12 protein-coding genes are annotated in these 15,833 nt (G+C 63.1%); 1 reads left to right on the top strand and 11 read right to left on the bottom strand.

The window, feature by feature from the left end; translation table 11 throughout:
• Position 1 precedes the first annotated feature (1 nt).
• From DC347_RS20515 to DC347_RS20470, 10 genes are all read right to left on the bottom strand, one after another.
• Positions 2–973: a PfkB family carbohydrate kinase gene (locus DC347_RS20515; protein WP_109864298.1), complete on the bottom strand. Its 972-nt coding sequence runs from the start codon at positions 971–973 to the stop codon at positions 2–4.
• Positions 974–1,007: 34 nt separating this feature from the next.
• A complete protein-coding gene (locus DC347_RS20510; protein WP_109864297.1) occupies positions 1,008–2,432 on the bottom strand; it encodes a glycoside hydrolase family 32 protein in 1,425 nt (474 codons plus the stop codon).
• 245 nt (positions 2,433–2,677) lie between these two features.
• Entirely contained in the window at positions 2,678–3,751 is a 1,074-nt protein-coding gene (locus DC347_RS20505) for an ABC transporter ATP-binding protein (RefSeq protein ID WP_109864296.1), read from the bottom strand.
• Positions 3,748–4,701 carry an ABC transporter ATP-binding protein gene (locus DC347_RS20500; RefSeq protein ID WP_109864295.1) on the bottom strand — a complete coding sequence of 318 codons (954 nt, stop codon included), beginning with the start codon at positions 4,699–4,701 and terminating at the stop codon, positions 3,748–3,750. Before DC347_RS20500 ends, DC347_RS20505 begins: the two co-directional genes overlap by 4 nt.
• Positions 4,698–5,624, bottom strand: coding sequence for an ABC transporter permease (locus DC347_RS20495; RefSeq protein ID WP_109864294.1), 927 nt, complete (start codon positions 5,622–5,624; stop codon positions 4,698–4,700). Before DC347_RS20495 ends, DC347_RS20500 begins: the two co-directional genes overlap by 4 nt.
• A gap of 32 nt (positions 5,625–5,656) precedes the next feature.
• The gene (locus DC347_RS20490; protein ID WP_018763806.1) at positions 5,657–6,634 is read right to left on the bottom strand and encodes an ABC transporter permease; all 978 of its coding nucleotides are present in this window, start codon (positions 6,632–6,634) and stop codon (positions 5,657–5,659) included.
• Between the two features lie 122 nt (positions 6,635–6,756).
• Positions 6,757–8,430, bottom strand: a complete 1,674-nt coding sequence (locus DC347_RS20485; protein ID WP_109864293.1) for an ABC transporter substrate-binding protein — start codon at positions 8,428–8,430, stop codon at positions 6,757–6,759.
• A gap of 79 nt (positions 8,431–8,509) precedes the next feature.
• Positions 8,510–9,580 carry a LacI family DNA-binding transcriptional regulator gene (locus DC347_RS20480; RefSeq protein WP_109864292.1) on the bottom strand — a complete coding sequence of 357 codons (1,071 nt, stop codon included), beginning with the start codon at positions 9,578–9,580 and terminating at the stop codon, positions 8,510–8,512.
• A gap of 156 nt (positions 9,581–9,736) precedes the next feature.
• Positions 9,737–10,735, bottom strand: coding sequence for an aldo/keto reductase family protein (locus DC347_RS20475; RefSeq protein ID WP_018763803.1), 999 nt, complete (start codon positions 10,733–10,735; stop codon positions 9,737–9,739).
• Positions 10,735–12,243 (bottom strand): glycoside hydrolase family 32 protein, encoded by a 1,509-nt coding sequence (locus tag DC347_RS20470; RefSeq protein ID WP_109864291.1) that lies wholly within the window; start codon positions 12,241–12,243, stop codon positions 10,735–10,737. The genes DC347_RS20475 and DC347_RS20470 overlap by 1 nt, the downstream gene beginning before the upstream one ends.
• Positions 12,244–13,198: 955 nt before the next feature.
• Between DC347_RS20470 and DC347_RS20465 the strand changes: the two genes are divergently transcribed.
• Positions 13,199–14,047 (top strand): GyrI-like domain-containing protein, encoded by an 849-nt coding sequence (locus tag DC347_RS20465; RefSeq protein ID WP_165838100.1) that lies wholly within the window; start codon positions 13,199–13,201, stop codon positions 14,045–14,047.
• A gap of 145 nt (positions 14,048–14,192) precedes the next feature.
• Here the strand turns inward: DC347_RS20465 and DC347_RS20460 are convergent, their stop codons facing one another.
• Positions 14,193–15,575: an MFS transporter gene (locus DC347_RS20460; protein ID WP_109864289.1), complete on the bottom strand. Its 1,383-nt coding sequence runs from the start codon at positions 15,573–15,575 to the stop codon at positions 14,193–14,195.
• Positions 15,576–15,833: the final 258 nt, after the last annotated feature.

The following is a 15,833-nucleotide window of genomic DNA, read 5'->3' as shown; positions in this document are numbered from 1 at the left end:
TTTATGCCTGGTCGCATGCGAAAGCCCGTGGTGCGGAGGCGTGTGCTTCGACAGCAGCTGTCAGTTCGTCAAGGGTGGGTGGGTTGGCCCCGGCGCGCTGCACGGTGATGGCCGCTGCTGCGGCTGCCGTGCGTCCCAGTTGCTCCATGACGGCGGGGGCAAAGCCCCCGGCGCCGCGGGTGAGCAGGCCCAGGATCAGTGCGGCCATGTAGGAGTCGCCGGCGCCGATGGTGTCCGCCACCGTCGCTTTGACGGCGGGAATGGTGATGCTCGCGGACGGCGAGGTGAATTGGGAGCCGGCAGCACCTTTGGTTATCACCGCCAGCTTGGCGCCCAGGCGGAGGATGTGCTCAGCGGTTTCTTCCAGTGTTTTCGCGGGGTAGAGCCACTGGGCGTCCTCGTCGCTGAGTTTAACGACGTCGGTCAGTGCGCCGATTGCTTCGAAGGTTGCCTTCGCTTCGGCGTGGCTGCCAAGCAGCGATGGCCTGATGTTCGGGTCGTAGGTGATGGTGCAATGCTTGTGGGCTTGTTCGAGCAGGCTTTTGACGGCACCGGCCCCGGGGTTGAGGAAGGTGGCGATGGAACCGGTGTGCAGGACTTGGGGGAAACAGGCAGGCGTTGCTCGTGGCAGCTGCCAGCGGATGTCGAAGTCGTATGCGGCGGATCCGTCGGGTCCGAGGGTTGCGGTCGCTGTTGCGGTGCGGGTGAGGGATTTTGATCCAGGCAGAAGTGTTACCCCTGCCCGGTGGAGGTGGTTCTCGATAGTTCTTCCCCGCTTATCGGGTGCAATGGCCGTGAGCAAGCCCGTGGTGACCCCCAGGAGACCGAGGCCATAGGCGACATTGGCGGGCGATCCGCCAGGATGCTCAACCTGGCTGTCCGGGGCGGTGACCACATCGATCAGCGCTTCGCCGACAACGACGGCGTCAAATGGCTGCTGGGCGTCTGGGCAGGCTGCTTTGAGGTAATCCATATTTTTCTCTCGGGCAGTGTTGATTGGGGAGCGGCTAAGTCGTCGCGTTGATCTCGTTGATCGTGAGGTCACTGAAGGTGGCCGTTCCATCGTTGGCGTAGAGCCGGATGTTGTTGTCACCTTCCAGGGGAAACACCCGGTGTGAGTGCACCACCCGTCCGTCTCCGACGAACATTTCGACGCTGGTCCGGTCCACCAGGAGACGGAGTGTAAGGCGCCCTGCCGAGGGATCGATGGGTGTCTGGCTTTCCCCGCCGGTGGGGTTGATGGTGGGCCGCCGGTTGACGTAAGCGAAGGGGCCGCGGAGGAATGCACCGGCGGCGACGTGCCGGCCCCCACCGGCTGCACGGCAGACCTCAAGGCCGATGTTGGACGGAGGGGCCGCCGGGTCCCATACAAGTTCACAGGTCAGGTCATAGGCCAGTGAACTGATATCGAGGTCATGGGTTCCCGTGACCTCGACGTCCCCGAGGCGGTGGGTGCGTTCGATGTGGTTGGCCAGGCCGGTGGTGGGGGTCGAGAGGAGGCTGTAGCTTCCGCCTGCCTTCTTGAGCCGGATGTCGCGCACGATCATGTCATCACCGTTGTACGCGTCGGTCGCCAGGGTGGGGGTGTTGTGGGGGTAGTCCCAGAAGTTCGCCCAGCCAAGCGCCCTGCGCAGGGTGGCATCCTCCGCGCCGGAGGCGTCGTGGTGGGGGTAAGTCACTGCTCCGTAGAAGTCATAGCCGTAGTCCAGCCACTCCGGCTCGGCATGGTCCGGAGCAAACGTGATTCCGTTGAAGGCTCCTGTCCAATAGGCGTATGTTGCCGGCAGTCCTCGGCCTTTGCCGTTGGCGCTGGTGCCCAGGATCCAGTGCGAAGTACCGTCGTCGGCGGTCATGCGGAAAAGGTCCGGGCACTCCAGCAACCCAAGGTCCGTCCGGACGAACTCGCCGACCCGCCGCCAGGAACGCAGGTTGGCAGATGTGTAGAAGCCGAGCTTCTGCCCTTCGGCGTTGACCATGAACCACTGCCTGCGGTCTTCGTCCCAGATGACTTTCGGGTCGCGGAAGTCCTGCACGCCTGGGTTTGGAAGTACCGGCGCCGTCCCACCAGGTTTGAACGAACGCCCACGGTCAGTTGAGTACCAGAGGTATTGCGCCTGGCGGCCCTGGGGTGCCTGGGTCACGAGGGCTATGACGGCGTTTTCACCGTAGCCGGCAGTGTTTCGTTCGTCGATGACAAGGCAGCCTGACCAGCAGTCGCCGTTGCCGTTGCTGAACTTGGGGATGGCCACGCCACGGTCGCGGAAGGAGACGTGGTCGGTGGTGGTGGCACGGCGCCACGATGTGCCGCCGCCGCCCTGGAGGTAATCGGCGTTGTAGAGGTAGTAGTAGTGGTATTCGCCGTCGATGTAGATGGGCCGCTGGGGGTCGTTCTTCCAGTTGTCGGGGACGCTGAAGTGATAGGTCGGGCGCATACGGGTTGGTCCTTTGTAGGGCGGCTTGGCCGGTGCGTTGTCTGGGGCGTTCAGGGGTGCCGCTGCCGCTGACTGGGCGAATGGTGTTGCTAGTGCGAGCGATCCGGTGAGGGCAGCGGCCCCGCTTCCGGTCAGGAGGGCACGCCGGGATACGGCGGGTGAATCTTCCATCAGTTACCTTTCGGCGGGCAGCGACGGTGCTGCCGGGGCGTGAATGTTGATGTTTGGACGTGGAAACGGGAACGTCAGTCTCCAGGCTCCGGTTCTGTCGCCAATGCATGGCCGCCGGCGGCGGCGCGCGGGCGGTAGAGGTGGCAGCGGACCCAGTGGCGGTTCAGGGGGTCGCCCACCTGGTGCCGGACGGGTTCCTTGGATGAGCAGCGCTGCTCCGGGTCGTTCTCAAAGGCGCAGCCGGCGGAAGCCATGACGGCTTGCCGGAGCTGGGCGCGGTGGATGGGGTCGTAGGATCCGGCACGCGCCGGGTCGGGGACGGCTGAGACGAGCAATTGGGTGTAGGGGTGGGCCGGGTTGGCCAGCAGGTCCAGTGATTCACCTTCTTCCACGATTTCGCCGGCGAACATGACGGCCGTCCGGTCCGCCAGGTACCGGGCGGAGGCGAGGTCGTGGGTGATGTAGAGCATGGAAATGCCCTGCTCATCGCGCAGTTTCCGCATCAGGTTCAGCACGCCGATGCGGACCGAAACGTCCAGCATGGAAGTCGGTTCGTCGGCGAGGATGACGTTTGGCTCCACGGCCAGGGCCCGCGCGATCGCGACCCGTTGACGTTGCCCGCCGGAGAGCTCATGGGGGTAGGAGTCGAGCATGTCGGCCTGAAGCCCGACGGTGGTCATGAGCTCTTCGAGACGGCGCCTGGTCTGCTCTTCGGAACCGCGTTGGCGGGTGCCGCCTTTGCCGTGGATGGTGAGGGACCGGCGGAGGAAGTGCTCGATTCGGTGGGCGGGATTCAGTGAGCCAAAGGGGTCCTGGAAGACCATTTGCAGCTGGGACCGGAACTCCCGTGAGGCCTGGAAACGGTCACGTTTGAGGACGTCGACCCCGTCGACCAGGATGGCCCCTTCGCTCGGTTTCTCGAGCCGTGCGACACAGCGGGCCAGGGTGCTCTTGCCTGAACCGGATTCGCCGACCAGTGCCACGATCTCTCCGCGACCGATGGTCAGGTCGACACCGTGGAGCGCCCGGACCGCCTGGCTGGAGAACAGGCCGCCGATGTGGAAGGACTTACCAAGTCCGCGCACCTCCAGGGCCGGAGCCAGGGACGAAACATCCGGCCGTGCCGGGGAGTGGACGGCGTGGCTCATTGTGCTGCTCCTTCAAGGACGGCGGCTTCGGCGTCGGCATCAAACGGTGCCACGAAGTGGCCGGGCGCAATTTCGGCGAGGTCCGGGATGTTCCGGAACTTCACGCCGTCGGGCAGGCCCGCAAGCGGGATCCGCGGGCCGGTGAGCGGCGGGAACGCGCCCATGAGGGCTTGGGTGTAGGGGTGTCCTGGGGCGGTGTAGATGTCGTGGGCTTTGGCCGTTTCCACGATCCGGCCGCCGTACATGACGGCCATCCGGTGGGAGAGTTCCACCATCAAGGACATGTCGTGCGTGATGAAGAGGACGGAGAAGCCCAGTTCGCGCTGCAGATCCTTGATCTGGGCCATGATCTCCTGTTGCACCACCACGTCCAGTGCGGTGGTGGGCTCGTCAAGGATCAGCAGTGACGGCTTCAGGGCGACAGCCATGGCGATGACGGCGCGTTGCCGCATGCCGCCGGAGAGTTGATGCGGGTACGACTTGAGGCGGGCGGGGTCCATGCGGACCAGTTCCAGCAGCTGAGCCGCGCGTCGAAGGGATTCTTTGCGCGGGTAGCCGGCGTGGGTGGTGAAGATGTCAGCCATCTGTTCCCCGATGGTGAGCACGGGGTTCAGCGAGTTCATGGCGGACTGGAACACCATGGCGACGTCCTGCCAGCGGAAACGGCGCAGCTCGTCCTGGTTCATGGCGAGGACGTCCTTGCCGCCGAAGGAGATGCTGCCGGCGGCGATCTTCGCCGGGTCCTTGAGCAGCCGCATGATGGAGTTGGCGATGGTTGATTTTCCGCAACCGGATTCGCCGGCCAGCCCGAAGACCTCGCCGGCGCCTATGCTGAAGGAGACGTCGTTCACGGCCGTGGTCGAGCGGGAGTCACCGATGTACTTGACGGTGAGGTTTTTCACGTCGAGGACCGGTTCATGGGAGCCGAAGGAGGTTTGGGAGACGGTCACTGTGCGGCGCCCCTTTCGGTGGTGGCGGGTTTGCGGATCTTCCGCAGCCGGGGGTTGGTTACTTCGTCGACGGCGTAGTTGATGAGGGCCAGGGCGAATGCGACCAGGGCGATGCAGAGGCCGGAGGGGATGAAGACCCACCAGCTTCCGGTGAGCAGGGCGCCTTCGTTTCCGGCCCAGAAGAGGTTGTTGCCCCAGGAGACAGTGCTGACGTCACCCAGTCCAAGGAATTCGAGGCCGGCCTGGGCCCCGATGCCGTAGATGACGCAGGCGAGCAGTGTTCCCATCACGATCGATGCCATGTTCGGCAGGATTTCGCGGAACATGATGCGGCCGGCGCGCTCACCGGAGACGACGGCGGCAGCGACGAAGTCCTTGGATCGGATGGACAGGGCCTGTGCCCGGAGTACGCGCGCTGATCCGGCCCATCCCGTGACCGTGAGGACCAGGATGACCGTGCCCAGCCCCGGGGGCAGGAAGGCGGCCAGGATGACGAGCAGCGGCAGGCCGGGAAGGAGGAGGAAGACGTTGGTCAGCAGCGACAGTGCTTCGTCGATGAATTTGCCGAAATAGGCTGATGCCAGGCCGACGAGGATTCCGATGAAGGTGGATGCGAACCCGACGGTAAGCCCTACGAGCAGGGAGCTTCGGGCGCCGTGGATGGTCAGGGCGAGCACGTCCTGGCCCTTGGCGGTGGTTCCGAGCCAGTGTTCGCTGTCTGGTTCCAGTGAGGCCATCCCGGTGATCCGGGACGGGTCGTCCGGGAACAGTACCGGCGCGGCCAGGGCCAGGACGATGAAGACGAGCATGATGCCCATGCCGGTCATGGCCTTCTTGTTGGTGATGAGTCCGTGGATGAAACCACGGTTGGTTTTGCGGGCAGCTTTTGCTTCAGTTGGCTGCTGGAGGATAACGCTGGTCATGGTCGGTCCCTTGGTTACTGGGTACGCACTGCTCAGTTGCTGCGCACGCGGGGGTCGAGGCGGACGTAGAGGATGTCCACCAGGAAGTTCGCCAGCAGCACGGCGGCGGTGATGGTCAGGAACAGGCCCTGCATAAGCGGGTAGTCGAGGCCTTGGACGGCGTTGAGGAGCTGGTATCCGACGCCGGGGTAGGCGAAGACCACCTCGGTCAGGAGGGCGCCGCCGACGACGAAGCCCAGGCCCATGCCGAAGCTGGTCACCGAGGGCAGCATCGCGTTCCGGGCTGCGTAGCGGAGCATGATCCGTCCGGGGCGCAGGCCCTTGGCTTCGGCCATGGTGATGTAGTCCTCGGAGTTCGTGGCAATCATGGTGTTCCGCATGCCCAACATCCAGCCACCGATGGAGACCAGCACGATGGTCAGCGCCGGTAGCACGAGGTGGGCGCCGACGTCACCGATGAACTCGGCAGTGAACGCCGGCTCCAGGCCGTCGGTGAACGCGTGGCGGATGGGGAACCAGCCGAGCACGACGCCGAACAGGTACAGAGCGCCCATTGCCAGCCAGAAGTAGGGGAACGATCCGATAAAGACCAGCACGGGAGGCAGGGCCGAGTCGAGGGCGCTGCCGCGGCGCCAGGCTGCCAGGATGCCCAGCAGGTTGCCCACGACGGCGGCAATCACCAGCGCGGTTCCGCCAAGCAGGAGGGTCCAGCCGATTTGGGATGAGATGACTTCGGTGACGGGGGTGGGGAAGCGCGTAATCGATACCCCCATCTGTCCGGTGAGGATGTTCTGGAGGTAGCCGGCGTACTGCTCCCAGATGGGCCGGTCGTCCACGCCAAGCAGCTTGCGCAGGGCTTCGAGCTGTTCGGGCTGCATTCTGTCCTGGGTGCGGGCAAACATGCGTGATACGGGGTCCCCGGGCATGAAGCGGGGGAGCAGGAAATTCAGGGTGATGGATGCCCAGAAGGCGATCAGGTAGAAACCCAGTCGGCGCAGGATGAAGCGCACGGTTTCCCTCCAATTCGGGAGTGGTCAAGATTGTGGGTACGCCCGACGGCCGGCTGATGGCATGTGCCAGGCCGTCGGGCGTGTGGTGCCTTGAGGGCCAGATGGGCCTCAGGGGCGGGGGACTATTTGCGCGGTTCCAGGCTGGTCAGCACCAGAACCGTGGTGGGTGCGCGAACCGAGAGGGTGGCGTAGGGGTTGTCCTGCGTGGGCCAGCCGGTGAAGCGGGTGTCATTGTATGCACCCCATTCCGGGCCGGAAAACAGCGGCACCACTGGTGCGGCGTCGTTGTATTCTTCCTGCAGCTTGTTGGCAATATCCTTTTGCCTGGACTGGTCAGTCGCTGCAGCGAAGTCGCTCAGCAGGGCATCAGCTTTGGGGTCGCCGAAACGGTGGTAGTTATCAGAGGCCTTGGTGCCCACCGGCTTCACCGAAGCGGAGCCCATGGTGGTGTTGAAGTACTTGTACGGGCTGGGATCGTTGGCACTCCAAACGATGCCGGAGTCGAAATCACCCTTTTCGTACCCTGCCACCACGGCAGCCCAGTCCGGAGAGTCCACCTTCGCGGTTACGCCGACCTCCGCCAGGTTCTGGGAGATCACGTTGGCCACGGAAAGCCAGTCGGACGAGGTAGCACCCACGGAAATCTTGAACTCGAACGGTTTGCCGTCCTTGAGCGTGCGCTTGCCGTCGGGGCCCTTGGGGTAGCCCGCCTTGTCCAGCAGGTCGTTTGCCTGCTGGACGTCGTGCTTGGTCCACGTGCAGTTGTCCTTGACCTGGGTGTTCTTCCAGGTCTCGTAGTTGCCGGAGAGGCCGGTGCAGTCGGCCGGCTGCGCGTAGCCGCTCATGCCGATCTTGGTGACCTGGTCCCGGTCCACGGCCATGCTCAGCGCCTTGCGGACATCAACATCGTTGAAGGGCGCCTTGGTGGTGTTGAGCTGCCAGTTGATCATGGCACCGGTCGGAGGGAACCAGTAGTGCCGGTGGTCCTTGTCCTTCGAGACGAAGGTCTTTTCGATATTCGGGATGTACTGGGGCGCCCAGTCCACGTCGCCGTTGGCGGCGGCGAGGTTGGCGCCGTCGTTCCCTGCGAACGCGAGCATCTTGATGCCGGCAATCTTCTGCTTGTCCGGCTGCCAGTAGTTGGGGTTCTTCTTCAGCACGAAGGACTGGGCCTGGAAGTTGTCCACCTCGGTGTACGGTCCGGTGCCCACAGGTTTGGCGTTGGCGTCCTTTTCCGGATCGGCCAGCGCGGACCAGATGTGCTTGGGCAGGATGCTGAGCTGGCCGACGTCGTACAGGGCGGGGGACCAAGGCTTGTTGAAGTTGAAGGTGACCTGGTTGCCTTGCGCCGTCACGCCGTCGAGATACTCGTAGCCGCCCTTCAGCTTCTTCTGCAGCTCGAACGTGTACGCGACGTCATCGGCAACGAACGGCTGGCCGTCGGACCACTTCACACCATCACGCAGGGTGAACGTGATGGACTTACCGTCGTCCGCGGCCTTCCAGTCGGTGGCCAGCCACGGCACCGTATTGCCCTTGGCCGGGTTGAAGACCAGGAGGGACTCGTAGATGGACTGCTGGACCATGGGGTTGACGGTCGGCGCGAACGGGTTGAAGTTCTGCACGAACGTGCCCATGTCTTCACGGGGAATGGTGAGGAACGCGCTGGCGTTGGCTGCGGCGTCGGTGCCGCCGGACTTGTTGCCGGTGGCGGCGCAGCCGGTCAGCAGCATCGCGCCTACCGCCAGTCCGGCCGCGGCAATGCGGGCGGACTTGAGGAACCTGGTTTGTGTCATGATGGGGTTATCTCTTCCTGTCTTCATCAGCAAGGTGAAGGGTGGGTTGGGGTTTTGCTCTTCGACGTTGATTTCGCGGTCAGACCGAAGAGCGTTCTAACAGCGGACAGTCGACCAACTGCTGACTGGCAGTGATCGGCTGTCCGGCTGTAAGGGCGGCGAGCGTCTGGACTCCCAGAGCGCCCATCTTTTCGAACGGCAACGCAACAGTGGTCAGCTTGGGCCTAAGGTAGGCCGCGATGAGTTCCTGGTTGTCGAAGCCGATCACGGCGATGTCACCGGGGATGGCCAGGCCACGTTCCTTGATGGCGTCGTAAGCCCCCATGGCCATACGGTCATTCAGGCAAAACAGGGCGGTGGGCCGGTCCTTGGCCGGGTACCGGTCAAGGATCTGACAGGCAGCGTCGTAGCCTCCGTCTGCCGTCGCATACCCGGCCGCCACGAGTTCCGGATCAAGCTCCAGGCCGGCGTCGGCCAAGGCCTCCCGGACGCCCTGCAAACGCCCAACAGCTGCCGGGATGCTGGGGTCCAGGTTGATCACACCGATCTTGGTGTGGCCGGCCGTGAGGAGGCGTTCGACGGCGACCCGTCCGCCCGCGCGTTCGTCAGGGACGATTGAGGGCAGCTTCCCGTCCAGGTCGAAACAGTTGACGAGCACCGTGGGCACTTCGTGCGCGCTGGGGGGCACATGGACGCCACGGTGGTGGGTTGCGGCGTACAGCAGGCCTTCCACCCGCTGCTCCAGCAGCTTTTCCACAGCAGCATCCTCCATCCCCTGGTTGGGGCCGGCCGCATCACCCTGGTCCGACGGGGCAATCAGGAGGAACCGGCCGTCACTCCAGGCCTGGTCCTGGGCACCTTTGATGATGTCCACGGCGAAGGGGGCCGTAACGATCTCGGTGACGATCCCGTACCAATCGCTGCGCTGGGATGCCAGCGCCCTCGCCCCGGCATTTGGACGGTAGCCCAAAGTTTGAACCGCCTCAGCGATGCGGACCCGGGTCTCCTCCGAGATGCTGGCGTCTTCACGGTTGTTCAGCACGAATGAAACAGCTGTCCGGGATACTCCGGCATGCTTGGCTACGTCATTCATGGTGACGCCACGCTGCCGGGCAGTGCCGGGTTTGTCGGGGGAGGTGGTCTTCGCCATTGAATGCTCCAGAGGTCTTCGTTGAGCTGGGGTTGCCCGTGCTAATACGGAGGCAATGGGGTGAATCCAAGCCTAGTAACTCGCGTTACTTTCGGGCTGTGATCTAAGTTACCCGCGTTACTCGATGGTGTCAATACATTTCTTCAGCTGCTGCTGTTAGGGGCGGTCCTTGAAGGACTCGACCTTCCCGGGGTCTCTTTCGATGACGGGGCCGAGGATGTCATCGATCCTCAGGAGCATTTCCTGGTCGAGTTTCACTCCTGCGGCACGGACGTTGTCCACGAGCTGATCGGGCCGGGATGCTCCCACGATGGCTGCCGAGACGTTGGGGTTTTGGAGTACCCATGCAACCGCGAAAGCCGCCATGGACAGTCCCGTCTCTTCGGCCAGGGGCTTCAATTCCTGGACGCGGATGAGGATGTCCTCGTTGAGAAAGCGGTGGTCATTCTTCAGCTTGCCGTTGTCGCCTCGGAAGCGGGAGCCTTCCGGGGCCGCCGCGCCGGGGGTGTATTTGCCGGTGAGGACTCCCTGGGCGAGCGGAGACCAGCAGATCTGGCCAATGCCCAGTTCCCCGCTCAGGGGAACGATTTCCGGTTCGATGACGCGCCACAGCATGGAATACTGCGGCTGGTTGGAGATGAGCTGGACCCCAAGGTCCCTGGCAAGGGCAACGCCGGAGCGGATTTCGTCCGCCGTCCACTCCGACACCCCGATATAGTGTGCCTTCCCCGCCCGGACAATATCGGCAAAAGCCTGCATGGTCTCTTCCAGCGGAGTCTCGTAGTCATACCTGTGCGCCTGGTAGAGATCCACGTAGTCAGTCTGGAGCCGGCGCAGCGAGGAGTTAATGGACTCCATGACGTGCTTGCGGGATAGGCCGCGGTCGTTCCGGCCATCCCCGGTAGGGAAGTAGGCCTTGGTAAGGATCTCCACGCTTTCACGGCGTGTTCCCTTGAGCGCGACACCCAAAGCTTCCTCCGCCCGGGTTCCGGCATAGGCATCGGCAGTGTCAAAGGTGGTGATGCCCAACTCCAGTGCCTGTTTGACGCATTCCGTCGCGGCGGCCTGGTCGATCTGCTCGCCGTGGGTGACCCAGTTTCCGTAGGCGATTTCGCTGATGTACAGGCCGGAGGCTCCCAATTTGCGGTATTCCATTAGGCATCAGCCTTTTCGAAGTTGGTGAGTTGGAGCACTGCGTCGGCTGTGCCGCCGGTGGAGTAGAGAGTGAGGGAAGTTTGGGGTTGATCCGGGAAGATCAGTTCGGTCACCGAGACGAGCCCATCGTTGCCGAAGACCTCCACTGAGCAATGGTCGACAAAGATCTGCAGGCGGTAGTTGCCATCCTTGGCTGCGGCAATGGGGGCGCGGCTGGTGGAGGCGAAGGCTTCGTGGAAGTCGGTGTCGCCGGAGTGGGTGCGGTCCACGATCAGGTCCCCGCTGCGGGCGTGGATCCCGATTCGTGTCCCGACCGTCCCGTCCGCTGACCCTCTGACCACAAGCCCGAACTCCTCGGCGTCACCAGGGGAGAAGGTGATGTCAATAAGCTGTACCGCAGTGCCGCCCTCAACGGTTGCGGGGCCGTTCAGGGCCAGCCGCTGCTCGGGACCGGGTGTCGAAGTTGCCCTCGCCTCCGGTACGGGGCGCTGCAGGAGCCGGGGTTGCCCGTTCACGGAAACGAGGGACACGTCCCGGACCAGGCTCATGGGGCTGCGCCAGGGCGAGGTGGGGATGTGGTTGGCATACTGCCAGTTGTTCATCCACCCGATCATCAGCCGCCGGCCGTCCGGGACGTTGCTGAACGAGACCGCGGCGTAGTAGTCCCGGCCCCAGTCCAGCCACTGGTAGTCGGGTACGCGCTCAGGGTCCTGCATCCCCGCGGTGAGGGTTGTCTCGGAACTGAACGTGACGCCGTCGAACTCTCCCACGAAGTACTGCCCTGCGGACCCGCCGTTGGGGCCGCCGGGATTCATGTTCACCGTCAGGACCCATTTCATGGCTGAGGAGTCACCGTCCAGGGGCAGCTCGAAAAGGTCCGGGCATTCCCAGATGCCTCCCGTGCCATTGGCGGGGCCGAAGGTGCTGAGATATTCCCAGCTCTTGAGGTCTTGTGAGCGGTAGAGCAGGACGGTGAAATCATGGGCCTCCACCGCCACCATGACCCAATAGCTGCCCGAAGGGCTGTCGTAGCGGAAGACCTTGGGATCCCGGAATTCCGGCGAGTTCCGGGTCAGGACCGGGTTGCCGGCGTACTTCGTCCAGGAGTATCCGCCGTCCGTGCTCCACGCGAGGGACTGCGCCTGCGTGCCCTCGTGGAGGGAGCCCGGCTTGTACGCGCTGGTGTAGATGGCCACCAGGGGAGCCTTACCGTCCGCCCCGAATCCGCTGGTGTTTTCGGCGTCAACCACAATGCTGCCGGAGTAGATTTCCTCGTCGTCATCACAGGGAATCGCTACCGGTTGCTCCGTCCAGCTGACCAGGTCAGCAGAAGTCGCATGGCCCCAGGACATATTGGCATGGACGTTTCCGAAGGGGTTGTTCTGGTAGTACAGGTGGTAGGTGCCCTCGTGGAAGACAAGCCCGTTCGGATCGTTGAGCCACGTGTCTTTGGCGGCGAAGTGCATGGCCGGCCTGTAGGTCTCAACGGTGGTGGTAATGCTGTTCATTGTTCTCTTTTCATGGCCGTGACTGAGGTCCGCGGACCTGTGGAGCGGGCGTGTGTTGGCGTAAAGGGAGCACCGCGAAATCGAACTGGCTGCAATTGCAGGAGTCGGGGTGCTCTCAGGTTCATCGCGTGGGGAGAGCGCCTGGCTCGACCTGAAGAAAGAATCTGGTTTGTGTCATGATGAGCTGTCTCTTCCTGTCTTCATCAGCAAGGTGAAGGGTGGGTTGGGTTTTGCTCTTCGATGTTGATTTCGCGGTCAGACCGAAGAGCGTTTTAGTACTGGACAGTCGATTACTGCCGGATGGCAGTGGTCGGCTGTCCTGCTGCATAGGTTGATGAACTTCCTAAGTGTTTGTTCCTAAAGACCCACGTCTACGAGGCTCCTTGGCGCCCCGTGTGCAGCAATAGCTGCCTGGCGAAGCAATGTCTGAGAAGTTCCGTGCCCGGCTTTGGGAGGCGGTGTCCGCCATTGGATGCTCCAGAAGTCTTCTCTCTAACTGGACCTTGGCCGCTAGTGGTCTGGTCTTACTATTAGTAACTCGCGTTACCTTGGTGCGTGATCTAAGTTACCCGCGTTAGCTGTTTGGTGTCAAAGGGTTTTTCCACATGTACGCCGTCGCCCACTGCATGGGGGGCGTTGCCGGGAATGGCAGATTTCCCAATCCCGGCACCGTATTCGTGAGATACGTGCCAGCCTGTCGTTGACTGGAACGGGGTCGCGTACAGCCCTGGACGGGCGTCCCGGCGGCTCGTCGCTATAGCCGGTAGCCCCGAGAACCTCGATGGGCCTCATGTTCCGGCACGCCTGGCAGTGGCAGCATCGGCGCGGGTAGCCCAAGAGAGATGGACTTAGGCTACTTTTGGTCGGTACCCCGGCTGGTCGGTCGCAGCGCGCCGTCACATGAGTCTTCGAGAAAATGGACTCTGACACGATGTCAGCGCGGAGAATCAGAGGCATGACCGATATCTCGAAGCTCATGCCCATCGGCCACTTCTCCTCGCTCAGCAGGATCAGTGTCAGGATGTTGCGGCATTACGACGCGAACGGAGTCCTCGCTCCGGCTGTTGTCGATCGAGCCACCGGCTACCGCTGGTATGCCCACGACCAGCTCCGCGAGGCAAGCGAAATCCGGCGGCTCAGGGACGTGGGCTTTGGTGTGTCTGCCATAGGGGCGCTCCTTGCTGCCCGGGGGACCCCCGCTTACGCACAAGCCCTGTCCGCTCAGCGAGCGGCCCTTGCCGAGGAATCGTCAGCCGCCCTGCGACGGCTCGTAATCATTGAACGAATGCTGGACCAACAACGTCAGGAGGACGCCATGTCTACCATCTCGGCCCAACTCACCACGTTGCCCGAGCAAACCCTCATCACCCTTCGCGGGAGGGTGCCCGACTACACTGCCGAGGGCGAACTATGGGCCCGGTTCACGCCTGAGATCTCAGCCCAAGGGATTCGCGTCACGGGGGCTGGCGGGTGCATCGAACACGACGGTGAATACCGCGAGCATGACGTCGACGAGTCGGTCTTCCTTGAGGTAGCGCCCGATACCGAGGCCGCGGAGCCACTGAGCGTGCTGCACTTTCCCGCACGTCGCGTGGTGGCCGCTACAGTCACCGGGCCGTACACGGATGCGATTCCCCGGGCACATGAAGCGATCGCAGCGTTCATGGCCGAGAACGATTGGCGGCCGGCCAGGGAAGATGACGACCTCGCGACGCACCACTTCAACATTTATCGCAACGATCCGAGCCAAACGCCCGAAGCCGAGCTCGTGACCTCAGTGTTCATGCCTGTCGTGGAGGCATAGTCATATGCGTTCTCTGAAGGCAGCCAGGTGATTTGGGTGAGCGATCCAGTCGAACCCTGAAGGAAGCATCGGCGAAGAGGAACCCGTGGCACGAGTCATCTTGCGGCATTCTCTTCGGCGAGTCGGGCTTGGGCGCCAGGGGAGTTTAGTTCTGTGCTTTGTCGTGGGTGAATTCGAGCCGCTGTACCTTGCCCATGATGAGGTAGCCGAGCAGAGCGACGGCTCCGTGGGCGCCGACGAACCAGAGGGCGACGTCGAAGTTCCCGGTGGCCGCGATGACGAATCCGATGACGATGGGGGTCACGATGCCGGCGATGTTGCCGAAGGCGTTCATGATGGCGGCGGAGACGCTGTTGGCTTCCTTGGGGGCCATGTCGGTGGCGAATGCCCAGCCCAGTGCCGCAACCCCCTTACCGAAGAATGCGAGAGTCATGAGCGTCACGATGAGGGGAGTGCTGTCGGTGAATGGGCAGAGCATGATCAGCATGGCCAGTGCCATGCCGGCAACCGACGGAATTTTCCGTGCCGCCGTGAGGGGGACTCCCCTGCGTAGGAGGAGGTCGGAGATGAATCCACCCAGTATGCCGCCAGCGAACCCTGCGAGGGCGGGGATGGCCGCGATGAAACCGGCCTGCATGATGTTCAGGTGCCTGCTGCTGACCAGGTAGATCGGGAACCAGGTGATGAAGAAATAGGTAAGGGCGTTGACGGCGTATTGTGCCACGTAGAGACCCCAGAACATGCGGCTGGTGAAGAGCTGCTTGAACTGGGACCGGCTGATTGTCGCCTTCCGCTGGGAGAGGGTTGCCGATTCGTCGAGGTCGACCAGGCCTCCTCCTGCCCGGATGGTTTCGATTTCCGTGGCGGAGACGCGTTTGTGCCTTGAGGGGACGTTCATCCAGCGAAACCAGACGACGGCCATGGCTAGACCAAGTGCGCCCAGGACGTAGAACCCGATGCGCCAGCCGAAGCTGAAGGTCATCCAACCGATGATGGGGGCGAACATCGCTGTGGCGAGGTACTGGGCGGAGTTGAATACTGCCGTGGCTTGACCGCGCTCGCTGGTGGGGAACCACATGGTGGTAATACGTGCGTTAGCAGGAAAGGCAGGGGCCTCCACAAGCCCGAGGAACAGGCGTAGGGCGAACAGGATGCCCACCGATACCAGAACTGGTGTGGAGATCAGGCCGACGAAGCCCACCACGAGAGTGGCCGCGGACCAGAGCGCGAGGCTGAGCCCGTAGGTCTTTTTGGCTCCGAACCGGTCCAGCAGGTATCCGCCCGGAAGCTGCCCGACGACATAGGCCCAGCTGAAGGCTGAGAAAACAAACCCGAGCTGGACTGATGTCATCCCGAGTTCTTTGGTCATGTCTGTTCCCGCGATGGACATGCTGCTGCGGTCTGCGTAATTCACTACCGTGACGAAGAAGATCAGCCCCAGCACAAGGAACCGTGTATGGGACTTGGTGCGTGCAGGACGTGCTGGTCCGGCTTCCTGGGTGGTGGATTGGATGATGGGATTGGACATCGACGTTCCTTATCGTGAAAAAGCGCGGGGGTCGGGTTCACTGCGGCGTCTGTGGGCCGGGTCGGGACATCCGAACACTCGTGGGTTTAGTTGTCGGTGCTGCGCTGTGTGGCGCAGGGGGATGCCGGAGCGTTAGGTGCTTCGGCCGTGTCGCCGTGGGCGCGAACGGCGGCAAGCGTAGGTTCTGTGGGCGCCGGCAACCGTGCGCGCCCGGAGCGGAAGTTACGCGCCGAAGGCCACGCTTTCGGTTGTCCAGGC

It is taken from the genome of Pseudarthrobacter sp. AG30 (genome assembly GCF_003116525.1).
Taxonomy (GTDB): domain Bacteria; phylum Actinomycetota; class Actinomycetes; order Actinomycetales; family Micrococcaceae; genus Arthrobacter.
This window is presented reverse-complemented; position numbering and strand designations above follow the sequence as displayed.